General features: G+C 66.7%; 24 protein-coding genes. 12 read left to right on the top strand and 12 right to left on the bottom strand.

The annotated features are described in order from the left end of the window. Positions 1-27: 27 nt before the first annotated feature. Entirely contained in the window at positions 28-399 is a 372-nt protein-coding gene (locus ACQ5J0_RS10440) for a hypothetical protein (protein WP_462567420.1), read from the bottom strand. Continuing rightward, entirely contained in the window at positions 399-1,610 is a 1,212-nt protein-coding gene (locus ACQ5J0_RS10435) for a saccharopine dehydrogenase family protein (protein WP_462567419.1), read from the bottom strand. The genes ACQ5J0_RS10440 and ACQ5J0_RS10435 overlap by 1 nt, the downstream gene beginning before the upstream one ends. 87 nt (positions 1,611-1,697) lie before the next feature. Between ACQ5J0_RS10435 and ACQ5J0_RS10430 the strand changes: the two genes are divergently transcribed. From ACQ5J0_RS10430 to ACQ5J0_RS10410, 5 genes are all read left to right on the top strand, one after another. Next, a complete protein-coding gene (locus ACQ5J0_RS10430; RefSeq protein ID WP_462567418.1) occupies positions 1,698-2,654 on the top strand; it encodes a threonine ammonia-lyase in 957 nt (318 codons plus the stop codon). A gap of 80 nt (positions 2,655-2,734) precedes the next feature. Further along, positions 2,735-3,952 (top strand): BtaA family protein, encoded by a 1,218-nt coding sequence (locus ACQ5J0_RS10425; protein ID WP_462567417.1) that lies wholly within the window; start codon positions 2,735-2,737, stop codon positions 3,950-3,952. Next, positions 3,949-4,596 carry a class I SAM-dependent methyltransferase gene (locus ACQ5J0_RS10420; protein ID WP_462567416.1) on the top strand — a complete coding sequence of 216 codons (648 nt, stop codon included), beginning with the start codon at positions 3,949-3,951 and terminating at the stop codon, positions 4,594-4,596. The genes ACQ5J0_RS10425 and ACQ5J0_RS10420 overlap by 4 nt, the downstream gene beginning before the upstream one ends. 73 nt (positions 4,597-4,669) lie before the next feature. Continuing rightward, positions 4,670-5,122, top strand: a complete 453-nt coding sequence (locus ACQ5J0_RS10415) for an MAPEG family protein (protein ID WP_462567415.1) — start codon at positions 4,670-4,672, stop codon at positions 5,120-5,122. Between the two features lie 23 nt (positions 5,123-5,145). Beyond that, positions 5,146-5,580 (top strand): MAPEG family protein, encoded by a 435-nt coding sequence (locus ACQ5J0_RS10410; RefSeq protein WP_462567414.1) that lies wholly within the window; start codon positions 5,146-5,148, stop codon positions 5,578-5,580. A 146-nt stretch (positions 5,581-5,726) separates the two neighbouring features. Here ACQ5J0_RS10410 and trxB read toward each other — a convergent pair whose 3' ends face one another. The 8 genes from trxB to ACQ5J0_RS10370 all read right to left on the bottom strand — a co-directional run bounded on the left by trxB (position 5,727) and on the right by ACQ5J0_RS10370 (position 16,240). Then, positions 5,727-6,731: a thioredoxin-disulfide reductase gene (gene trxB / locus ACQ5J0_RS10405; protein WP_462567413.1), complete on the bottom strand. Its 1,005-nt coding sequence runs from the start codon at positions 6,729-6,731 to the stop codon at positions 5,727-5,729. A gap of 59 nt (positions 6,732-6,790) precedes the next feature. Continuing rightward, positions 6,791-7,570 (bottom strand): tyrosine-protein phosphatase, encoded by a 780-nt coding sequence (locus ACQ5J0_RS10400; protein WP_462567412.1) that lies wholly within the window; start codon positions 7,568-7,570, stop codon positions 6,791-6,793. 43 nt (positions 7,571-7,613) lie between these two features. Further along, positions 7,614-8,288, bottom strand: coding sequence for a retropepsin-like aspartic protease family protein (locus tag ACQ5J0_RS10395; RefSeq protein ID WP_462567410.1), 675 nt, complete (start codon positions 8,286-8,288; stop codon positions 7,614-7,616). Positions 8,289-8,358: 70 nt separating this feature from the next. Further along, positions 8,359-9,300 (bottom strand): NAD(P)/FAD-dependent oxidoreductase, encoded by a 942-nt coding sequence (locus ACQ5J0_RS10390; RefSeq protein ID WP_462567409.1) that lies wholly within the window; start codon positions 9,298-9,300, stop codon positions 8,359-8,361. Between the two features lie 15 nt (positions 9,301-9,315). Next, the gene (gene egtD / locus ACQ5J0_RS10385; RefSeq protein WP_462567408.1) at positions 9,316-10,314 is read right to left on the bottom strand and encodes an L-histidine N(alpha)-methyltransferase; all 999 of its coding nucleotides are present in this window, start codon (positions 10,312-10,314) and stop codon (positions 9,316-9,318) included. Next, complete coding sequence (egtB, locus tag ACQ5J0_RS10380; RefSeq protein WP_462570096.1) at positions 10,314-11,546, bottom strand: ergothioneine biosynthesis protein EgtB; 1,233 nt, start codon at positions 11,544-11,546, stop codon at positions 10,314-10,316. Before egtB ends, egtD begins: the two co-directional genes overlap by 1 nt. A 217-nt stretch (positions 11,547-11,763) precedes the next feature. Continuing rightward, positions 11,764-13,137, bottom strand: coding sequence for a class II 3-deoxy-7-phosphoheptulonate synthase (locus ACQ5J0_RS10375; protein WP_305930474.1), 1,374 nt, complete (start codon positions 13,135-13,137; stop codon positions 11,764-11,766). Positions 13,138-13,267: 130 nt separating this feature from the next. Then, on the bottom strand, positions 13,268-16,240 hold the full coding sequence (locus tag ACQ5J0_RS10370; protein WP_462570095.1) for a M16 family metallopeptidase: 2,973 nt from the start codon (positions 16,238-16,240) through the stop codon (positions 13,268-13,270). A 98-nt stretch (positions 16,241-16,338) separates the two neighbouring features. On the opposite strand from ACQ5J0_RS10370, the gene ACQ5J0_RS10365 reads away from it, so the two are divergent. The 7 genes from ACQ5J0_RS10365 (at position 16,339) to ACQ5J0_RS10335 (ending at position 20,645) form a co-directional block, all read left to right on the top strand. Beyond that, positions 16,339-16,920 carry a NifU family protein gene (locus ACQ5J0_RS10365; protein ID WP_305929944.1) on the top strand — a complete coding sequence of 194 codons (582 nt, stop codon included), beginning with the start codon at positions 16,339-16,341 and terminating at the stop codon, positions 16,918-16,920. Positions 16,921-16,953: 33 nt separating this feature from the next. After that, on the top strand, positions 16,954-17,562 hold the full coding sequence (locus ACQ5J0_RS10360) for a malonic semialdehyde reductase (protein ID WP_462567407.1): 609 nt from the start codon (positions 16,954-16,956) through the stop codon (positions 17,560-17,562). A gap of 45 nt (positions 17,563-17,607) precedes the next feature. Further along, positions 17,608-18,237, top strand: coding sequence for a tRNA (adenosine(37)-N6)-threonylcarbamoyltransferase complex dimerization subunit type 1 TsaB (gene tsaB, locus ACQ5J0_RS10355; protein WP_462567406.1), 630 nt, complete (start codon positions 17,608-17,610; stop codon positions 18,235-18,237). Then, on the top strand, positions 18,234-18,701 hold the full coding sequence (locus ACQ5J0_RS10350; protein ID WP_462567405.1) for a GNAT family N-acetyltransferase: 468 nt from the start codon (positions 18,234-18,236) through the stop codon (positions 18,699-18,701). The genes tsaB and ACQ5J0_RS10350 overlap by 4 nt, the downstream gene beginning before the upstream one ends. A 135-nt stretch (positions 18,702-18,836) precedes the next feature. After that, positions 18,837-19,277 carry a Ros/MucR family transcriptional regulator gene (locus ACQ5J0_RS10345; RefSeq protein WP_462567403.1) on the top strand — a complete coding sequence of 147 codons (441 nt, stop codon included), beginning with the start codon at positions 18,837-18,839 and terminating at the stop codon, positions 19,275-19,277. Positions 19,278-19,348: 71 nt separating this feature from the next. Continuing rightward, entirely contained in the window at positions 19,349-19,771 is a 423-nt protein-coding gene (locus ACQ5J0_RS10340) for a Fur family transcriptional regulator (protein ID WP_462567402.1), read from the top strand. Then, the gene (locus ACQ5J0_RS10335; RefSeq protein ID WP_462567401.1) at positions 19,743-20,645 is read left to right on the top strand and encodes a lysophospholipid acyltransferase family protein; all 903 of its coding nucleotides are present in this window, start codon (positions 19,743-19,745) and stop codon (positions 20,643-20,645) included. The genes ACQ5J0_RS10340 and ACQ5J0_RS10335 overlap by 29 nt, the downstream gene beginning before the upstream one ends. Here the strand turns inward: ACQ5J0_RS10335 and ACQ5J0_RS10330 are convergent. Next, positions 20,642-21,526: a LysR family transcriptional regulator gene (locus ACQ5J0_RS10330; protein ID WP_462567400.1), complete on the bottom strand. Its 885-nt coding sequence runs from the start codon at positions 21,524-21,526 to the stop codon at positions 20,642-20,644. The genes ACQ5J0_RS10335 and ACQ5J0_RS10330 overlap by 4 nt on opposite strands. A gap of 44 nt (positions 21,527-21,570) precedes the next feature. Then, positions 21,571-22,488, bottom strand: coding sequence for a hemolysin family protein (locus tag ACQ5J0_RS10325; RefSeq protein ID WP_462567399.1), 918 nt, complete (start codon positions 22,486-22,488; stop codon positions 21,571-21,573).

Genomic DNA, 22,488 nt, shown 5'->3' with positions numbered 1-22,488 from the left:
CGAATGAGGCGGTGCCGCGCACTTGGGTCAGTCGACGCAGATCGTGCTGGCGATTTTGCCGTTCTCGATCGTGCTGTAGCAGCCGAACAGCCGGTCGTCGGCCTGGCACATGCCCTTGGGGTTCTGCGCAGATGGCTGCGGCCCGGTTTCCTCGGCGATGCACTGGCCTTCGCATTGCGAGGAATCGGTGCAGGACTTGCCCGCATCAGCAAAGGGGACGACGCACAGTTCGGCACCAAGCCGCCCGCGGCGCTCGACCGTGCCGCCATCCGCGGCGCAAGTCGCGCGGTCGGTGTCGGACATCGTCGTCTGGAACGGCTGCTCTGCCGCCTCGGGCGCTTCGGCGGGGACGCAGGCGCTCGCCAGCAGAGCGGCGCCGAGAATCGCAAAGCCGCGCATCAGAATGCCACCGGCGCGTCGAGCTCGGCGACCTTCCACGGCAGGCCGTGGGCGTTGAGCATTTCCATGAAGGGATCGGGATCGAATTCCTCGATGTTGAACACCCCGTCACCCTTCCACGCGCCCTGCAGCACCATCGCGCTGCCGATCATCGCGGGCACGCCGGTGGTATAGGAAACCGCCTGGTTGCCCGTTTCGGCATAGGCGTCCTCGTGGTCGCAGATATTGTTGATGTAGAAGGTCTTCTCACCCGAACCGTCGAGCGCCTCGCCGGTGGCGATCACGCCGATATTGGTCTTGCCCTTGGTGGTCTCGCCGAGCGATTCGGGCTTGGGCAGCACGGCGGCGAGGAATTGCAGCGGGACGATGTCGCGGCCCTGGTATTTCACCGGCTCGATGCTGGTCATGCCGACATTCTGCAGCACGGTGAGGTGCGTGATGTACTGATCGCCGAAGGTCATCCAGAAGCGCGCGCGCTCCAATTCGGGGACGAAGCGCGCGAGGCTTTCCAGCTCCTCGTGGTACATCATGTACATGTTCTTGGGGCCGACGGCCTCGAAGTCGAATTCGACCTTCTTGGCCAGCGCAGGGGTCTCGACAAACGCGCCGTTTTCCCAGTGGCGCGCGGGCGCGGTGATCTCGCGGATGTTGATCTCGGGGTTGAAATTGGTGGCGAAATGCTGGCCGTGATCGCCGCCGTTGCAGTCGAGAATGTCGAGCTGGCGGATGGTCTTGAGCTTGTGCTTCTTGAGCCACATGGTGAAGACCGATGTGACGCCGGGATCGAAGCCCGAGCCGAGCAGCGCCATGATTCCCGCTTCCTTGAAGCGGTCGTGATAGGCCCACTGCCATTTGTACTCGAACTTGGCCTCGTCCTTGGGCTCGTAATTGGCGGTGTCGAGATAATGCACGCCGGCCTCGAGACAGGCGTCCATGATCGGCAGGTCCTGATAGGGCAGCGCCAGATTGACGACCAGACTGGGCTGCACCTTGCGGATCAGATTGACCATCGCCGGCACTTCCTCGGCGTCGATCTCATAGGTGGCGACATCCTGCCCGGTGCGCTGCTTGACGCTCTCGGCGATGGAATCGCATTTCGACTTGGTGCGGCTGGCGAGATGGATGTCCGAGAAAATCTCGGGGTTCATCGCCATCTTGTGCACGCATACCGAACTGACGCCGCCCGCGCCGATGACCAGGACTGTCGACATAATAACTCCATTGCTTGCCCGACCGGCGCGCTCGCGGGGCCGACCTGTGATGCTTGCTCACATAGGGAAATGCGCTAGCCCCGCAACATGATCCGAGAAACCATCCGCATGCCCACCCGCGAGGGTGTCCTCGCCGCTGCCGAGAGCATCGCCGCGATCCTGCCCCCCACCCCGCTGCTGCCGGTCGAGATCGGCGGCGTGCGCTGCCATGCGAAGGCCGAGACGCTGCAGCCGGTCGGCGCCTTCAAGATTCGCGGCGGCTGGTGGCGCTTGTCCAACCTGACGACCGAGCAGCGCAAGCGCGGCGTGGTCGCGGTGTCGAGCGGCAATCATGCGCAGGGAGTCGCCTGGGCGGCGCGGCGGCTGGGGATACCCGCAGCGATCGTGATGCCGCGCAACGCTCCAAAGGTGAAGCTCGAAGCAACCGAGGCGCTGGGCGCCGAGATCGTGCTCTACGAGCGCCCCGGCGAGGACCGCGACGAGGTCGCCGCGCGCGAGGTCGAGCGCCGCGGCGCGGTGCTGGTCCATGCCTTCGGCGACGCCTGGGTGATCGAGGGCCAGGGCAGCGCGGGCATCGAGATCGCGGTGCAGCTGGGCGGCGAGCCCTCGCGGATCCTGGTGTGCTGCGGCGGCGGCGGACTGGCGGCGGGGCTAGCGCTCGCCTGCCCGAGCAGCGCCATCGTCCCGGTCGAGCCCGAAGGGTGGGACATGGTCGGGCAGGCGCTCGCCAGCCGAGAAATCGTCCGCGTGGGTACCAATCCACCCGCGACGATTTGCGATGCGCTCCAGCCCGACGCGACCAAGCCGATCAATCTTTCGGTGCTGCAGGACCGCGCCGAGCCGGGCATCAGCGTCACCGACGAAGAAGTCCGCGCGGCGCAGCGCTTCGCCTTTGCGACGCTGCGGCTCGTGGTCGAGCCGGGCGGCGCGGCGGCGCTGGCGGCGGCGCTGGCGGGCAAGGTGGAGCTCGACGAGCGCAGCGTGGTGATGCTCACCGGGGGCAACACCGACGCCGCCAGCTTCGCCGCGACGATCGCGCCCTGACGACAGGGAAGCAAAGCGTCACGAGCCGGACATGAGAACGCCATAGAGCGGTCGCGGGATCAACTCGGGATTTTCGCGACATGGCGACGGCGGCAGGACGGATCATCGACGATGCGGTGGTGCGCAAGCAGGCAAAGCCCGGCGGCAGGCTGCTCGACCGGGCTTTCGCACTGGCGTTCAAGGGTCTGGTCTATCCGCAGATCTGGGAAGATCCGGTGGTCGATATGGCAGGCCTCGCCATCGCGCCCGGCATGCGCGTGGTCTGCATCGCCAGCGGCAGCTGCAACGCGCTGTCCTATCTCACCGCCGATCCCGCAAGCATTACCGCGGTCGATCTCAACCGCGCGCATGTCGCGCTGGGCCGGCTCAAGATCGCCGCGATCCGCCACCTGCCCAATTACGAACGCTTCCACCGCTTCTTCGTGCAGGCCGATCACAAGGAAAACCGCCCGATCTACGACCGGCTGATCGCGCCGCACCTGGATCCCGAGAGCCGCCATTACTGGGAAGCGCGCGATTTCACCGGTCGCCGCCGGATCGGCCATTTCACCCGCGGCATCTATCGTCAGGGTCTGCTCGGCGGCTTCATAGGCCTCGCCCATCTGGCCGCCCGGATTTACGGGGTCGATCTGGGCCGGGTGCTCGAAGCATCGACGCTGGAGGATCAACGGCGGGTGTTCGAGGACGAGCTGGCCCCGATCTTCGACAAGAGATTCATCCGCTGGCTGACCGACCACCCCGCCTCGCTGTTCGGGCTCGGCATTCCTCCGGCGCAATACAAGGTGCTCGCGGGCGACCGTAGGATGGCCGAAGTGCTCAAGCAGCGGCTCGAGAAGCTGGCCTGCGATTTCGCGGTGGCAGACAATTACTTCGCCTGGCAGGCCTTCGGGCGCGGCTACGACCGCAGCGAGACCGCGCCGCTGCCGCCCTATCTGCAGCGCGCCAATTGGGAGCTGATGCAGGAACGGGCCGACCGGCTGGAGGTGCGGCACGAGAACCTGACCGCGTTTCTCGGCCGACAGGATGCGGCGAGCCAGGATCGCTACCTGCTGCTCGACGCGCAGGACTGGATGGACGATGCGCAGCTCGGCGCACTGTGGCACCAGATCACCCGCACCGCCCGTCCCGGCGCGCGGGTGCTGTTCCGCACCGCCGCCGAGCCCAGCCTGCTGCCGGGGCGGCTGGACCCGGCGGTGCTGTCGCGCTGGCGCTACCGCGAGGAGACTTCCGCCGATCTGACGCGGCGCGATCGCTCGTCGATCTATGGCGGGGTTCACCTGTACGAGTTCGCCGGGTGAGCGCTGCGAGCGGCGAGCATGCCGCGCTGATGGATTCGATCTATCGCGGCCAGCGGCACATCTACGACGCGACGCGCAAATATTACCTGTTCGGGCGCGACCGGCTGATCGGTGCGCTGGCCTGCGAGCCGGGCGACAGCGTGCTCGAGATCGCCTGCGGAACGGGGCGCAACCTCGACCGGATTGCCAGGACCTGGCCCGGCGTGCACCTGTTCGGGCTCGACATCTCGAACGAGATGCTGATCTCGGCCTCGGGCCGGCTCGGGACCCGGGCGCGGCTGGCGCAGGGCGACGCGCGCGATTTCGACGCGGCGACGGCGCTGGGGCAGGCGCGCTTCGACCGGGTGGTGCTGTCCTATTCGCTCTCGATGATCCCCGATTGGGACCGCGCGCTGCGCCATGCGGCCGCGCTGGTCGCACCCGGCGGCTCGCTGCATCTGGTCGATTTCGGGTCGCTGGAGGGATTGCCCCGCCCGCTCGCCGCGGCGCTGCGCGGCTGGCTGGCGAAGTTCCACGTCGAGCCGCGCCTGGACTTGCGCGATGCGGCGCTGCGCGTCTGCGCGCTCGAAGCGCTCGATTGCGAGTGGGAGGACGGCCCGTTCGCCTATTACCAGTCGGGAGTCCTGCAGCGCCCGACGGGCTGATTGCGCCGCGCCAGCTTGCGTTTGACAATTGCCATCCTCGCCCTAGTTTCGCGGGCAACAGGGAGAATTTTCAATGCAGGCTCAAATGCTCGCACCGGCCGCCGTGCTGGTGCTCTGGTCGCTCGTCATGCTGTTCTGGATGGGCTTCACGCGCTTCCCTGCGATGAAGAAGCTCGGCGGCGGACTGGCAGACACCAAGCCGGGCGGCCGCGGTCAGAATCTCGAGGGCGTGATCCCCGACAAGGTCAATTGGAAAGCGCACAATTACGCGCATCTGATGGAACAGCCGACCATCTTCTATGCCACCGCGCTGATCCTGGCGGTGATGGGCGCGGGCGCGCTGGATGTGGTGCTGGCCTGGATCTACGTCGCGCTGCGGATAGTCCACTCGGTCTATCAGGCGACGGTCAATGTGGTGAAGATCCGCTTCCTGTTCTTCATTCTCTCGACCTTCGCGCTGCTGGTGCTGGCGGTGCGCGCGGTGATGGCGACGCTGCTGTTCGACCCGGGTCTCGCGCCTAGCTGAGGAGCTAACCGATGGAGACTGTCATGATCCATTCCGCCATCCTCCAGCCGGTCGTCGTGCTGCTGGCCTGGACCATGGTCATGTGGTTGTGGATGTACGTCACCCGCCTGCCGGCAATGACCAAAGCGGGGCTCGCGCCCAACGACGCGCGCCAGACCGGCGTGCTCGACGAGCGCCTGCCCGCGCAGGTCCAGTGGAAGGCGCACAATTACAACCATCTCCACGAGCAGCCGACCGTGTTCTACGCGGTCTGCCTGCTGCTCGCGATGGTGGGCTGGGGCGACGGATTCAACGCCGTTCTGGCCTGGGCCTATGTCAGTCTCAGGGTGATGCACTCGCTGGTGCAGGCGACCGTGAATGCGGTGGCGGTGCGCTTCGCGCTGTTCGCGCTATCGAGCCTGGTGTTGATCGCGCTGGTCTTCCACGCCGCGATCTGGGCCTTCGACATCCACTTCTAGCTCGGAGAGCCTCTGCTCCCCTCCCCTCGGGGAGGGGCCGGGGGTGGGGGAGCGCGCCGCAGGCGCGCGTCCAGGCCATTGGCGCGGTACACCCCCACCCGGCCTCCCCCTCAAGGGGGAGGAGCAGAGTGCATCATGCTTGGGCGTTACTCGGCGGCTTCTTGCTCAGGAGCATCGGTGGCGGCATGCGCGTGGCCGTCGGTGTCGATCTCGAGATTGGCGAGGAAGCGCTCGGCATCGAGCGCGGCCATGCAGCCCATCCCTGCGGCGGTGACCGCCTGGCGGTAGACGTGATCGGTGACGTCGCCCGCGGCGAAGACGCCGGGCACTTCGGTTTTGGGGGTGCCGGCTTCGACCAGCAGATAGCCGCCATCGTCCATCGGCAGCTTGCCCTTGAACAGCTCGGTGGCGGGCGAATGGCCGATCGCGACGAATGCGCCGTCGACCTTGAGCTCGCTTGCCGAGCCGTCGACGGTGTCGCGCAGATTGATGTGGGTCAGCCCGCCCGCGAGCGGATCGCCTGCAAAGCTGTCGACCGCCTTGTTCCACAGCACCGAAATCTTGGGGTGGTTGAGCAATCGCTCCTGGAGGATCTTCTCGGCGCGCAGCGAATCGCGGCGGTGGATCAGCGTGACGTCGTCGGAATGATTCGTGAGGTAGAGCGCCTCCTCGACCGCGGTGTTGCCGCCGCCGATCACCGCGACCTTCTTGCCGCGGTAGAAAAAGCCGTCGCAGGTGGCGCAGGCCGAGACGCCCTTGCCGCCCAGTTCCTGCTCGCCCGGCGCGCCCAGCCATTTGGCCTGCGCGCCCGTCGCGATCACCAGCGCATCGCCGATATATTCGTCGCCGCTGTCGCCCACCGCGCGGAACGGCGAGCCGTTTGCGAGATCGACCTCGACGATCGTGTCCCACATCATCCGCGTGCCGACATGCTCGGCCTGCGCCTTCATCTCCTCCATCAGCCACGGGCCCTGGACCACATCGCGGAAACCGGGATAGTTCTCGACATCGGTGGTGATGGTCAGCTGGCCGCCGGGCTGGAGCCCCTGCACCACGATCGGCTCCATCATCGCGCGCGCGCCGTAGATGGCAGCGGAATAGCCTGCGGGGCCTGAGCCGATGATGAGCAGCTTGGTGCGATGGGTCGCCATGGAAATCTCTCGGTAAAAGCTTGCGGAAAACGTCTATATGGGAAGCGGAAGCGCCTGTGTCACGCCACCAGGCGCGCGTGCAAGCGGGTGCGCATGGCGTCGTCCACACCTATGACCTGCTCGAGATAGGCGTCGAGCGAACCGTGGTCGCGATCCACCTCCTCGCGGTAGGTGGCGAGGTAGTCCTCGTGAACCTCGAGCAGCGCACGGATCGCCGCCTCGTCGAGCTTGCGACCCAGCCGCTGCTCGATCCCCGGGACCGACTGTTCGCGCAGCACCGACAACGTCGGCGCGGCATTGGTGCGCAGGAACTCGGCGAGTTGATCCTCCTCGCTCGCGCCCAGCACATGGAGCAACAGCATCGCCGCCACCCCGGTGCGGTCCTTGCCCGCGAAGCAATGCACCAGGCTGGCGCCCTCGCGCTCGTCCAGCGCGCGGAAATAGCGTCCGAACATGTCGATCATCGCCGGATTGCGCGGCATGCGGGTGTAGACCGCGATCATCCGCTGGTGGGCATATTCCGCGGTGGTCGTTTCCGCATCGACATCCATGTGCGGCGGGCTGGAGCTGGTCTCGCCCTCGTAGAAGATGACTTCGCCATCGAAGCCTTCGACCCGGCGGCAGGGGTTGCGTTCGCGCTCAGAAGTGCCGCGCAGATCGATGACGGTGCGGATGTCGAGGTCGGCGATGGCGGCAAGATCGGCATCGCTGGCGCCGACATGCTGGCCCGAGCGGTACAGCAGCCCGCTGCGGACATGCCCTCCGCCCGAAACCGACCAGCCGCCGTAATCGCGGAAATTGTGGATGCCTTCGGTGGTGAGAAAGGGTTCGCGAATCATGCGCGCGAGCGTGGCAGGGGCGGGGCCGCGCAACAAGCGCAGTCTACTCGCTCAGGTCCGTCTCAGCGGGCACGAGGATCAGCGTCTGCTCCTCCACGCGCCAGCCCGCCAGCCGCGAGAGCACGTTCATGCCCAGCACATTGGTCTGGCCGAGATTGGGCGCGATCACGACATCGATCCCGCTGGCTTCGACATTGCCGAAGCTGAGCGTGTCGGCGGTGGAGATCTGCGCGTTAATCGAGCCATTGGCGGTGGTGATCCGCACCGGAATGCCGCCGGTCCGGGCGGTGAGACCCGCACGGTCTGCGACCTCCTGCGAGACTGCGGTCACGGTGGCGCCGGTGTCGACGAGAAAATTGGCGGGGACGCCGTTGAGCTGCGCCTCGAGCCAGTAATGACCGTCGGGCGAAAGCGGCACGCGCGTCTCGCCGCCCTCGACCACCTGAGCCGGCAGGCCGAGCTGCGGCACCGCCAGATCGATCCGCGAATCGAAGCGCGAGAGCTGGAGCACCACGGTGATCAGGATCGCGCCCAGCGCCAGCGTGCTGAGCGTGCGGATCACGCGCCCCAGTGCGATCCGGCGATGCACCATGACAGCGCCGATCCAGCCGCCGACCATCGCCACGATCGCGGCGATGAGGAGTTCGAAACGGGGGATCGAGCGGACGATCTCGGCGACTGCGTCGAAGGCCGGGGCGAAAGCGGAAGCGAAGTCCATGGGTGCGATATAGGAACGCGACCCTCGCGCGTCCATGAACCGCTGCAGGGTATCGCCGCTGCGGGAGCAGTCAGCCGGGCTCGGCAATCATGCGATCGGCCAGCTCGCGCCCGGAAATCCACGCGCTTTCCACCCGCGGCGCGATCAGCCAGTCGCCTGCCAGGCCGAGGCGCAGCGAGGCGTCCCACAGCGCGGGTTCGCCCGCGACCGGCTGCGCTTTGGCGTAGAGCCAGCGATGCGCGCTGGCATGGTCCGGTTGCGCCGGCTCGATCGCCCGATCCGCGAACATTGCAGCGAGCAGCAGCGCGGGGATTTGCTCGGCCGGGGTATCCAGATGATCGCGCGTCCAGCCCGGCGAGGCCTGGAGGACCCAGCTCTCGCTGCCGCCACGGCCAGGCTTCCCGCCATCGCGCGCCGCCCAGGCCACCGCGCCGCCAGTCGTGATCGCGTCCGCAAGCGGCAGGGTCTGGGCGAACGAGGCCATCGCAGTCCAGCACGGCTCCGACCGCGTCCGCTCGGCGCGATCGGCGAACCCGGACGAGAAATCTGCCACCAGCGGCCCCGCCTGCTCGGCCGGAATGGCGACGACGACGCTGGCATAGCCGCCCCGGACGCCCTCCCCGCCATGCAGCACCCATTCGCCCGCAACCCGCTCGAGCCGATCGATTCGCGTGCCCCATCGCACATCCAGACCTTCGGCCATGGCGCGGACCGGTTCGTTCATTCCGCTGACGCCCACCAGCGCCTCGGGCCCCGCGGCGGGCCAATTGGCGACCCTGCCCGCATCGCGCCACTGCGCCACCTCGGCGCGGAACCGCTCGTCGCGCGCGGTGAAATATTGCGCACCGTGGTCGAAGCGCAGTTCTCGTCCGTCCAGCTCGACTCGACGCGTCGACATCCGTCCGCCAGGCCCGCGACCCTTGTCGAACAGCTCCAACGCGACACCGGCCTGCGCCAGCGCGCGGGCACAGGACAATCCGGCCATCCCGGCACCGATGATCGCGACAGTCATGGCAGCACCGCCCGGTCAGGGTGCCTTGCGCGGATCGGTCGCCTCGGCGAGGATCAGCGAGAAGCGTTCCTTGCTGTCGAGCCAGCGCTTGCGCGGCGACCAGCCGCCCGCGTGGAGCAGCATGTCGGCGCTGCGGCGGGTGAATTTATGGCTGTTCTCGGTGTGGATCGTCTCGCCTTCCGCCATCGCGAAGCTCTCGCCGGAAACCGAAAACTCGATCCCGTGCATGGCCTCGAGATGCATCTCCACGCGGGCGTACTCGTCGTTCCAGCGCGCGACATGGCGCAGGCTTTCGACCGGGATCGTGCCCTCGAGCTCGCGGTTGATCCGCCGCGCAAGATTGAGGTTGAACTCGCCCGTCACCCCGCCCGCATCGTCATAGGCCGCCTCGAGCACCGTGCGATCCTTGACCAGATCCATCCCGATCAGCAGCAGCGGCTGCACCCCGTGATCGGCCTGCAGCGTCAGCCGCATGGAGCGCAGCAGCTCGACCGCGGTCCAGGCGACCATATTGCCGATGGTCGAACCGGGAAAGAAGCCCAGCTTGGCTGCCTTCTCCACCTCGGAAGGCAGCGTGACCTCGGCCATGAAATCGGCTTCGACGGGATAGACCGGCAGCCCGGGAAACTTGCCCGAGAGCTCGATCGCCGCCTGGCGCAGGAAGTCGCCGGCGATGTCGAGCGGGACGTAGGAGGACGGCGCGATCGCATCGAGCAGCAGCGGGGTCTTGACCGAACTGCCCGAACCGAATTCCACCACCGCGCGGTCGGGGCCCACGGCAGAAGCGATCTCGCCGGCACGTTCGGTGAGTATCTCGGTCTCGGCGCGGGTAGGATAATATTCGGGGACCCTGGTGATGTCCTCGAACAATTGCGAACCGGCATCGTCGTATAGCCAGCGCGCCGGGATCGCCTTGCGGCTCGCGCGCAGCCCTTCGAGCACATCGGCGCGAAAGGCGCGGTCGACTCCGTCCTCGTCGCGATCGACGAGAGCTATTCCTTCGCTGGTCTTCATCACAGATCTCTGGCGAGGCGCAGGCCGGTGAACTGCCAGCGCTGGTGGGGGTAGAAGAAATTGCGGTAGCTGGCGCGCGAATGGCCGCGTGCGGTGGCGCAGCTGGCGCCCTTGAGCACGAACTGCCCGCTCATGAACTTGCCATTGTATTCGCCCACCGCGCCCGGAGCGGGCTGGAACCGCGGATAGGGCAGATAGCCCGAGCGGGTGAATTGCCAGCAATCGCCGAACAGGCCCTCGCTGCCGCGCGGCTGGACCGGACCGGCCGCGTCGAGCTGGTTGCCGGCGGCGGGATCATGCGCCGGCCCCTCGCCTTCCTGCCCGCGCGCGATGGCTTCCCACTCGCCCTCGGTCGGCAGCCGCTCACCGGCCCAACTGGCAAAGGCATCGGCTTCGAAATAGGAGATATGCGTGACCGGCGCCTCGGGATCGCGCGGCTGCCAGCCGGCGAGCGTGAACTGCTCGTCCTCGCGCCAGTAGAGCGGCGCGGTGATGGCGTTATCCTTCACCCAGCCCCAGCCGTCGGAGAGCCACAGGGTCGCGGTGTCGTAGCCGCCATCGGCGATGAAAGCGCCCCACTGGGCATTGGTCACCAGCCGCTTGGCCAGCGCGAAGGGTTCGAGCAGCGTGCGATGCGCAGGGCCCTCGTTGTCGAAAGCGAAGCCCTCTTCCTGATGCCCGATCCGGGCGATGCCGCCGGGGTGGCGGTGCCAGCCTTCCCATCCCCCGCGCAGGCGGGGGTCTCCGGCTGCCTGACCGTTCGTCGGCTGACTGAGGTCCCCGCCTTGGCGGGGACTCGCGTCTTTCCACATCGCCGGACCCAGCGGGTTCTGGAACAATGCGTGCTTGATATCGGTCAGCAGCAGTTCCTGATGCTGCTGCTCATGCGCGATCCCCAGCGCAATCAGGTCCTCATGCTGCGGATCCTCGAGCAGCGGCTCCATCGCCGCGCTCACATGCGCGCGATAGGCCAGCACCTCGTCGAGCGAGGGGCGCGAGAGCATCCCCCGGGCAAACCGCGCGATCCGCTCGCCCTCGGTTTCGTAATAGGAATTGTGGATGAAGGCCCAGCGCTCGTCGAACAGCGAATAGTCGGCAGCATATTCACGCAGCAGGAAGGTTTCCCAAAACCAGGTGGTGTGCGCCAGATGCCATTTGGCGGGCGAGGCGTCTTCCATCGACTGGATCGTGGCGTCGGCATCGGAGAGAGGCGCGGTCAGCGCTTCGCTCAGCGCGCGGGTGGCGCGAAACCGCTCGGCAAGTCCCGCGGTCGGGGCGGTCCCGGATCTGGTCTGTAGCTGTGCGACGGTAAGACCCCCTTGTAGATGCAGCTGCCGATGCGCGGCGAGCGAGCCTCACAATGACGAGAAACCGCCGTTTCCGAAAGGGGTTCCGGAAAAAACTCCTTACAGAAGCGCTGTCGGACCGCGGGTTAGCGCGGTCGGCCGTTCAGGCGGCGTCGGCGCGGCGCACCTGCGCTTCGGCGTTCAGCATCTCGGCCAGCAGGAACGCCAGTTCGAGCGATTGCGCCGCGTTGAGCCGCGGGTCGCAATGCGTGTGATAGCGATCGCCGAGCGCCTCGTCGGTGATCGCCACCGCGCCGCCGACGCATTCGGTGACATCCTGCCCGGTCATCTCGACATGGATGCCGCCCGGATGCGTGCCCTCGGCGCGGTGGACCGCGAAGAAGCCCTTAACCTCGCTCAGGATCCGGTCGAAGGGGCGCGTCTTGAAGCCGCTCTCGGCCTTGACGACATTGCCGTGCATCGGGTCGCAGCTCCACACCACCGGATGGCCCTCGCGCGTCGCCGCGCGCACCAGCGGGGGCAGGCCCTTCTCCACCTTGTCGTGCCCGAAGCGGCTGATCAGCGTGATCCGGCCCGGCTCGCGCGCGGGATTGAGCGTATCGAGCAGCCGCAGCAGCGCATCGGGTTCCAGGTTCGGCCCGCATTTCAGCCCCAGCGGATTGCCGATCCCGCGCGCGAATTCGACATGCGCGCTGCCTTCGAAGCGGGTGCGGTCGCCGATCCAGACCATGTGCGCGCTGGTGTCGTACCATTCGCCGGTGAGCGAATCGCGCCGCGTCATCACCTGCTCGTAGGGCAGCAGCAGCGCCTCGTGGCTGGTGTAGAAAGTGGTGCGCTGCAATTGCGGCATGGTGTGCGGATCGATCCCGCAGGCTTCCATGAAGTCGAGCGATTCGCCGATCCGGTCGGCGATATCGGCGAATTTGTCGGCCCAGGGGCTGCGGCCCATGAAGTCGAGCGTCCACTGGTGGACCTGCCGCAGATTGGCGTAGCCCCCGCCCGCGAAGGCACGCAGCAGGTTGAGCGTGGCGGCGGCCTGCGAGTAGGCGCGCACCATCCGCTGGGGATCGTTGCGGCGGGTTTCCGGGTCGAACTCTATGCCATTGATGTTGTCGCCGAGATAGCTTGGTAGAGTCGTGTCGCCCTGGGTCTCGGTGGGCGAGGAGCGCGGCTTGGCGAATTGCCCGGCCATCCGCCCGACCTTCACCACCGGATGCTTGCTGGCGAAGGTCAGCACCACCGCCATCTGCAGGATCACGCGGAAGGTGTCGCGGATGTTGTCGGGGTGGAATTCGGCAAAGCTCTCGGCGCAGTCGCCGCCCTGCAGCAGGAAGGATTCCCCCGCTGCGACCTGCGCCAGATCCGCCTTGAGCGCCCGCGCCTCGCCCGCGAAGACCAGCGGCGGATGCGAAGTGAGCGTCTCCTGAGCCGCCGCCAGCGCCGCGGCGTCTTCGTAGTGCGGCAGATGCCGCGCTTCGAATTGCGTCCAGCTGTCGGGCGTCCACGCCTTCGTCATCATCGGTCCATTCAATCGCCACACGGCAGTATCGCCGTCGCAAGAGCGCAATTATCGCAAGCGGAATGGGCCATATGCCGCAAGCATGTTTTGCTTGGCCAGCGCAAAAACCCGATTGCCGAGATCGGGATCAGCGGCCCTGCATGATCGCCGGGGCCTTCGCGGGCCGGATCTCCTCCGCGAGCTGAGCGCCCTCGGGGATCACCGCGAGCCGCCAGCCGTCGCGCCCGCCGAAATATTTCTGCGCCAGCTGCATCATCGCCTCGGGCGTGGTGCGCGAATAATCGGTCAGCAGCGAGCGCAGCAGCGCGATCCGCCGCGGATCGACGGTGGATCCCTCGAGCTGGTAGAGCCAGAACAGATTGCCGCTCGAGGCGCGCGATATCGACTGGCGCAACGGTTCGGTCACCCGTGCCAATTCGTCCGCGGCAGGCGGCGTGGTGGCGAGCTCGTCGGCGATCCGCTCGGCTTCCTGGAAGAAGATCGGCACCGCCTCGGGCTGCAATTGCGCCAAAGCGCTGATCCGGCCGCCACCCGCGATGTCGCTGGGCCATTCGGTTCGCACGACCGGCGCATAGCTCGCCCCCGCCCGCTCGCGCATCGCATCGAACAGCCGGTTGTTGAACAGCTGGACGAGGATCTCGAGCTGGCGCGATTCGCGCAGGCCCTCGACTCCGCCGCCGCTCGGCCAGGCGATTACCGCGGCGGCCTGATTGGCATCGCCGCGGTGGTAGCGGATGGTGGTGTCCACGTCGTCGGGGAAGGCCGGCACCCGCGCCGCGACCGCCTCGGGCAGATCGCCGCGCGGCTCGAGCGCGCCGAAAGTTCGGGCCAGCGCCGCCACAGCCTCCTCGCGTTCGAAATCGCCGAAGATCAACACTTCGACCGGACCCTGCGCCAGCAGCGGCTCCCAGAAGGCGCGGAAGCCTGCGGGATCGGTTGCGGCGAGCGCGGCCAGATCCGGCGTGGCGAAGCGCGGATCGCCATCGCGCAGCAGCGCGTCGAGATCGCGGTTGAGCACGCCCGCCGGGCTGGTGGCATAGCTTTCATAGGCCAACCGAGCCGCAGCCTGCGCGCGCAGCACCGGGTTGGGGTCCCAGCGCGGCTGGTCGAGCTTGGCGGCGAAGAGATACAGCTGGTCGGCGAGATCCTCCGCGCGGGTCTGCGCGAAGAAGGTGAAGGCGCCCTCGTCGACCGAGAAATCGAAACCCATCTTGCGCCCGGTGCTGATCCGGTCGAGCTCTTCCTCGCCCAGTTCGCCCAGGCCCGAGCTGATCAGGGCCATTTCGCCCAGCCGGACATAGGGTGCCTGCGCCGGATCGACCGCGCGATAGCCGCCGCCGAAGCGGACCTTGACCGAAACGCGGCCTGGCTCGGCATCATTGGCCCACAACAGCGCCTTGACCCCATTGGCGAAATCGACCCGCTCGACGTCGAGCACGCCGATCGGTCCGGCGCGGACGACTTCGCCCGGCTCACCGATGGGCGGCAATTCGTCGAAGGCGATCGTCGTAGCAGTGAGCCGGGCGCTGCCATCGGGCTCGACCGGCGCGGACAGCGCCGTTGCCAGTTCCTGTTCGCTCGCCTCGCCCGCCACGGGCGTGACATAGGCCGCGCGGATCACCGATCCGGTGAACAGGGCACGGGTGTGGTCGAGAATTTGCTGCGGGGTGATCGCGTCCTTCATCCCGCGGAACACGGTGAGCACGGTTTCGGGCGCGGCGACCGCCTCGCGGATATCGACCGCCTGGACGATATCGTCGGCCAGCCGTCCGCCCGCCATCACCGAGCGCTCGGCGACCGAGCTTTCGAACACCTGTTCGAACTCGGCGATCTCGCGATCGATCTCCTCCTCGGTGGGGGGGGTAGCGAGCGCGTCGGCGATAACCGCGCGCACGTCGCCGAGCGCGGTTTCCCAGTCGTCGCTGAGCGGCGCCATGCTGACGAATGTGGCATCGGTCGAGCGACTGATGTCGTCCTGCCGGACCTGCGCATAGAGATAGCTGCCGCCGGCGCGGGCGCGCGATTCGAGCCGCCGATTGATCAGCGCCTGCGCCAGCGAATCGCGCAGCAAGCCCTGGTTGTAGGCGATGGTGTCCTGCACCGGGCGCCACGGACGCAGCGCTGCATAGGTCAGGCTGCGGGGCAGATCGGGTTCGACGATGACGACGGTCTCACCGACCGGATTGGCGGGATCGGTACCGGGAGGCGCCACCGGGTCGCCGAAATCGGGAGCCGGCGCGGGTTCGCCGCGCACGTCCCAGTCGCCGAACTTGGCCTCGATCTGCGCGGCGAGCAGCATCGGGTCGAGATCGCCGACTGCGACGATCACGGTGTTCTCGGGCCGGTACCAGCGGCGATGAAAGGCGTTGACGCTCCTGCCGGTGGCGGCCTGCAGCGTCTCGGCCGTGCCGATGGGGTTGCGCGTGGCGAGCCGCTGCCCCGCGAACAGGGTGGCGCGGCTGGCATCGGCGCTGCGCTGCGCCGCCCCGCCCCGTTCGCGCATTTCGGCCAGCACGATCGGGACTTCGGCACCGACGGTGGTATCGCTGAGCACCGGTTCGCGAACCATGCCAGAGAGCAGCTTCATGCTCTCTTCCAGCTTTGCAGCGTCGATATTGGGCAGGTCGAGCTTGTAGACCGTGTGCGTCGGACTGGTCTCGGCATTGGTGTCGCTGCCGAAGGTGGCGCCCAGCCGCTGCCAGGTCGGGATCGCCTCGGAAGTGCCGAGGTATTTGCTTTCGCGGAACAGCAGGTGCTCGAGCAGATGCGCGTAACCGCGCTCGTTTTCGGTCTCGTGCAGCGACCCGGCATCGATACGGACGCGAATCGAGGCCTGGTCGGGCGGAACGCCGTTGCGCCGCACCGCGTAGCGCAACCCGTTGTCCATCTCTCCGAACAGCCATTCCTCGTCGCGCGGGACATCGGAGCCGCGGTAGATCCACGGCACCTCGTCGCCGGTCTGCAGCGCGGTCGGTGCCGGTGCTGGCGTAGGGGCCGACTGCGGAACCGCGATCTCCTGCGCCAGCGCGGGGTGCACGGCGAGAAGAGCGATCGGGGCGAGAAGTGCAAAGCGCCGGGCGGCACGCGCGAAGATGGTCATGCGCCGCATATAGGGGGTGCATGCGTGAAGCGGTAGTGAACGCGACGACCGGATGCCGCGCCTTGTTCCGGACCGCTATGCACCCTACATCGCAAGGCATGTTCATAGAGACCGAAACCACGCCCAACCCGGCGAGCCTGAAATTCCTCCCCGGCCAGCAGGTCATGGCCCAGGGGACGCGCGAATTCGCCGATCCCGAAGCCGCCGAGGCCAGCCCGCTGGCGCAGGCGATCTTCGATACCGGCGAGGTCGTGAACGTCTTCTTCGGCAGCGATTTCATCTCCGTCACCGCAGCGCCCGGGGTCGACTGGACCGCGCTCAAGCCGCAGGTGCTCTCGATCCTGCTCGACCATTTTGTCGCCGAGGCGCCGCTGTTCGCTCCCGGCACTGCGGCGGGTATCGCGGTTCCGCCCGAAGGCGGCGAACTGCTGGTCGAAGAAAATGCCGAGGACGCCGATATCGTCGCGCAGATCAACGAATTGCTCGATACCCGCGTGCGGCCGGCGGTTGCCGGCGATGGCGGCGACATCCAGTATCGCGGCTTCAAGGACGGGGTGGTTTTCCTGACGATGCAGGGCGCCTGCTCGGGCTGCCCGTCGTCTTCCGCCACGCTCAAGCACGGCATCGAGGGCCTGCTGAAACATTACGTGCCCGAGGTCGTCGAAGTCCGCGCCGCCTGACTTCCCCTCCACTTGCACAATCATAGGATTTTCATGCCCCAGCAGTTCCACGACAACACGCTGTCCGCCGACGCGCTCGACCAGATCTTCCGCGAGGCGCGCACTTACAATGGCTGGCTCGACAAGCCGGTGAGCGACGAGCAGCTTCACGCGATCTACGAATTGGTCAAGATGGGGCCGACCTCAGCCAATATGCAGCCCGCGCGGATCGTGTGGGTCAAGTCGCAGGAACAGAAGAACAGGCTGGCGGAACTGGCTTCGGATGCCAATGCGGACAAGATCCGCGCCGCCCCCGTAACCGCGATCATCGGCTACGACATCGATTTCCACGAGGAACTGCCGTGGCTGTTCCCGCACACCGACGCCAAGAGCTGGTTCGCGGGCGACGAGGCGGGCCGGATCGAAGGCGCCAAGCGCAATTCGGCGCTTCAGGGCGCCTATATGATCATTGCCGCGCGCGCGCTCGGGCTCGATTGCGGGCCGATGTCCGGAGTCGATCTCGAGGGGATCACCAAGGAATTCTTCGCCGACCAGCCGCGCCACCGTGCCGACTGGGTCTGCTCGATCGGCTATGGCGATCCCACGAGCATCTTCGAGCGCAGCCCACGCCCCGATTTCGACAAATTCACCCGCATCGTCTGAGGCCCGCCGCTTGAAGCTTGTCCAAGGCTGAGGCATCGCACCCGGATGCGAACGCTCGCGATCGAATGCGCCACCGAAGCCTGCTCTGTCGCCCTGTTCGAGGGCGCGGACGCGGATGCGCACTTGCTGGATCATCGCCACGAAGTGATCGGGCGCGGCCATGCCGAGCGGCTGGTGCCGATGATCGCCGAACTGCCGGAGCGCGGTCAGGCGGAGCGCATCCTGGTCTCGCTTGGCCCCGGCAGCTTTACCGGAACGCGGATCGGGCTGGCGACCGCGCGGGCGCTGGGAATTGCCTGGGGCTCCGAGGTGCTCGGTTTCCCGACGCTGGCGCTGGTCGGCGCAACCGCGCGGGCATTCGCCGAGACGGCGGAATCGCAAATTCTGGTGGCGATGACCGGCGGGCACGGCGAATATTTTGTTCAGCTCTTCGGCGATCGCGGCCTGCCGCTCGCCGACCATGCTTCGCTGGCTCCGGTGGCGGCAGCGGGCTTCGCCGACACGCCGCTGGTCGCGGGCAGCAGGGCGAAAGAATTGGTCGGCCTGCGGGGATCGGGCCAGGCGCTCGACCTGTTGCCCGACGCGCGCTACGCCCCCGCCCTCCCCGCCTCGCTGCTCACCGATCGTCTCTCTCCGATCTATGGTCGCCCGCCGGACGCCAAGCTTCCGGCATGACGCAGGACGAGACGATCGACGCCATCATGCAGGTCATGGAACGGGCCTTCGATCCCTATTGGAGAGAAGCCTGGAACCGGCGTCAGGTTACCGACAGTTTCGCGCTGCCCTCGACGCATGCGCTGCTAATCGATGCCCAGGGCAATATTGCCCGTCATCCCGCCGACACGATCGGTTTCGTGCTGTCGCGCATCGTGCTGGACGAAGAAGAGTTGCTGCTGGTGGCGATCGCCCCCGAATATCGCGGGAAGCAACTTGGCAAGCGGCTGATAGAACACTCCGCCAGCGCGGCGCGCGACCGCGGCGCGACCCGGCTGTTCCTCGAAATGCGCGCCAACAATCCCGCCGACCGCGTTTACCGTGCCGCGGGCTTCGAGCGGATCGGAATGCGCAAGGATTACTACCGCACTGCCGATGGAGAGAAGCTCGATGCGATCACTTTCGGAAGAAATTTAACCAATTGAGCCGGTCGTCTGTCGAGTTTTACTTGAAAACGATGACAGTGGAGTTGCAATTGTGAACCGAACCGTTCAAGGGCCGCGGCAGAAGCCTCGTCGACAAGAGGCCACTCCGACAGATCGGATCGCTAAGGATTGAAAATGGATAATTTTGAGAACGACACGAGCGAAATGCTCATCACCCTTACCAGCGACATCGTCGCTGCCCATGTCAGCAACAACAGCGTCTCGGTGGACGAAGTTCCTACGCTGATTTCCAAGATTCACGCTGCCCTCGCTGATCTCGGCCACAATGCCGAGCCCGTCGAGGAAACGCCCGAACCCGCCGTTTCGGTGCGCGCTTCGGTCAAGCGCGACCATCTCGTCTGCCTCGATTGCGGCAAGAAGATGAAGATGCTCAAGCGCCACCTGACCACCGAGCACGACATGACCCCGGCCGAATATCGCGATCGCTGGAGCCTGTCGGCCGATTATCCGATGGTCGCTCCCGAATACGCCGAGACGCGCCGCGATCTCGCTAAGAAGATCGGCCTGGGCCGCAAGCCCGGCCAGCAGCGCGGTCGCAAGAAGAATCCCGCCTGAGCGCAGGCTGAAGCTTGAGCAAGACGCCCCGCCCCCCTATGGGTGCGGGGCGTTTTGTATTGGAGCATGACTTGCCGCAGCGGATCGACCTCGAACAGCTTTGTGCCGACAAGGGGCTGCGGATTACCGAACAGCGCCGCACCATCGCGCGCGTCCTGTCCGAGAGCGACGACCATCCCGATGTGGAAATGCTCCACCAGCGCGCCTCGGCGATCGATGCCAAGATCTCGATCGCCACGGTCTATCGCACCGTCCGCCTGTTCGAGGATGCCGGCATTCTCGACCGGCACGATTTCGGCGATGGCCGCGCGCGCTACGAAGCCGCGCCCGAGGCGCATCACGACCATCTGATCGATGTCGAGAGCGGCAAGGTGGTCGAATTCGTCGATCCCGAACTCGAAGCGCTGCAGAAGCAGATCGCGGAGAAGCTGGGCTACCGCCTCGTCGATCACCGGATGGAACTCTATGGCGTCCGGCTCGACCGCGAGGACTGAAACCCGCAGCGCCGCGCGGCTGGCCGCGATGCGCGGCGAAGCCACCCGACTAGACTGGCCCGGCCGCATCCGATTGGCGCTGCGCTCTGCGGCGATCGTGGTCCTGCTGATCGTCTTCGTGCCGCTGCATTATCTGTACCGCATCTTCGCCTATGGCTCGCCGTTCCCGATGTATTTCCTGCGCTGCGTGGCGCGGGTGTCGGGCGCACGGGTCGAGATCGTCGGCACACCGCTGCGGCGCGATGTGTTCTTCATCGCCAATCACATCTCCTGGATCGACATCCTCGCGCTGGCCGGCGCCAGCGGAACCGCTTTCGTCGCGAAATACGAATTGTCTCAGGTGCCGGTGATCGGCTGGCTGTGCGCGCTCAACCGCACCGTCTTCGTGCAGCGCGAGAACCGGCTCGGCGTCGCGCAGCAGATCAACGCCTTGCGCGAGGCACTGGCGGACAATTGGTCGGTGACGGTCTTCCCCGAAGGAACCACCACCGACGGCCATTCGCTCTTGCCGTTCAAATCGAGCATCCTGTCGGTGCTCGAACCCCCGCCGCCGGGCGTGCTCGTCCAGCCGGTGATGATCGACTATGGCGCTGTCGGCGAGGAGATCGGCTGGATCGGCGACGAGGGCGGGCTTAACAACGCCAGACGGATTCTCTCCCGGCCGGGCAGTTTCCCGGTCCGGATCCACTATCTCGAACCTTTCAGCCCGGAAGAATATCGCGGCCGCAAGGCGATCGCAGCCAAGGCGCGCGAGGAAATCGAGGAAGCGTTGCTGGCGGCGCTGGATCATCCGCTGCGCGATTTCGCGCATACGGTCGCACCGATCCGCTATGTGGCGCCCGCCGATCGCGGGGCACCACCGCCGCACGGCTAGAGTTCGGCGCGCACCAGCCAGTCGTGGAATATCCGCACCGGACGTTCCTCCAGCGCGGTCGGGCGGCAGACGAACCAATAGCTGTAGGGGCTCTCGACCTCGACCCCGTAGAGATTGGTCAGCCGGGCATCGCCAGCGCGCCGCAAATGGTCGTCGTGCATGATCGCGATCCCCAGCCCCTGGGCCGCGGCGGCCAGCATCAGCTGGCCCGAATCGTAATGGTCGATCGCCGCGGGTTCGAGATCGTGGAGCGAAAGCGCCGCTTTCCATGCCTCGAAGCTGGCGGGCAGCTCCTGGTGGATGAGAAAGGTCTGCTTCGACAGAAGCTCCCGATCGGGCTCGGTTCCGACCGCCTCGGCGATCGCGCGGTTGGCGATGGCGTGGACGCGGTTGTAGTCGAGCCGCACCGCATGCAGCCCGCTTGCCGGGCCGCGCGAGAGGATGATCCCGGCGTCGAGCGTGTCGCCCACCCGGTCCTCGATATGCGGGCCGGTGTCGATGTCGATATGCAGCAGCGGATGCGAGGCGCGCAGTTCGCTCAGCCGGGGGAACAGCCGCTGACTGCCGAACAGCGGCAGCACGCCGAGCCGCAGCCGCAGCAGCGACAGATTCTCCGACTGGCTTTCGACCGCACGGGCGAGCGCCTCGAGATGCGGATTGACCGATTCGTAGAAAGCCTGGCCCTCGTCGGTCAGCTGCATCGACTGGCGCGCGCGGGTGAACAGTTTCTTGCCCACGAAGCTTTCGAGATTGCCGATCCTACGCGAGAGCGCGGACGGGCTCAGCCCCAGCTCGTCGGCGGCGGCGCGGGCCGATCCGAGGCGGACGGTGCGGGCGAAGGCTTCGAGCGCGCGTAGCGGGGGAAGTCGGCGGATGACCATCGCCTACTCCATGGCGTCCTCGAGCCGTCCTGTCGAGTGCGCGATCAGTCCGCAGCCCTGCGCCCGGGCTGATGGAGTCGCAGCCGGGTGACATGGGTCTCGTCGCCGTCGATGACCTCGATCCGCCAGCCGCTGGGATGGTCGACCACCGCGCCGACGGGGGGCACCTGCTCGGCCAGAACAAAGGTCAGTCCGCCCAGCGTATCGACCGATTCCTCGACCTCGGCCAGGCGCGGATCGATCCGCTCGGCCACCTCCTCGAGTTCGGCGCGGGCATCGCAATCCCACATGCCGTCGCCGATGGAGAGGATCATGTCGACCGGGGTCTCGTCATGTTCGTCCTCGATCTCGCCGACGATTTCCTCGACCAGATCCTCGATCGTGATGATGCCGTCGGTGCCGGAGAATTCGTCGAGCACGATCGCGAGATGCATCCGCTGGGCGCGCATGTCGGCGAGCACATCGAGCGCATTGCGCGTCTGCGGGACATAGAGCGGCTGGCGCATCAGCACCGTCCAGTCGGCGGGCGGCTGGTCGCCGCGTGCCAGAAAGGGGAACACGTCCTTGAGGTGGATCATGCCGACCACCTCGTCGAGCTGGTCGCGATAGACCGGGAGCCGCGAATGGCCGTGCTCGGCGAAGGTGTTGACCAGCTCCTCCCAGCTCGCACTCGCTTCGACCGCGATGATCTCGCCGCGCGGGATCGAGACATCGTCGGCGTCGTGCTCGCTGAAATGCAGCAAATTGCGCAGCATCTGGCGTTCGACCGAGGACAGATCGCCCTTGCGGCTCTCGACCGTCTCGGGGGTGCCGGAATTCTCCCCCTCGTGCTCGTCGATGGCCTCTTCGAGCTGGGCACGCAGCGAGCGATCGCCGCTGTCGGAATCGAACAGTCTGCGGATAGCGGGCCAGAGCCCGCCGCTACTTTCCGCGTCTCCCGCGGTTGATGACGAATCGGGCAT

The sequence above is a fragment of the Qipengyuania sp. SM2512 genome (genome assembly GCF_054954005.1).
Note: the sequence above shows the minus strand (reverse complement) of the source record. Positions and strands in the feature narration are given on the sequence as shown.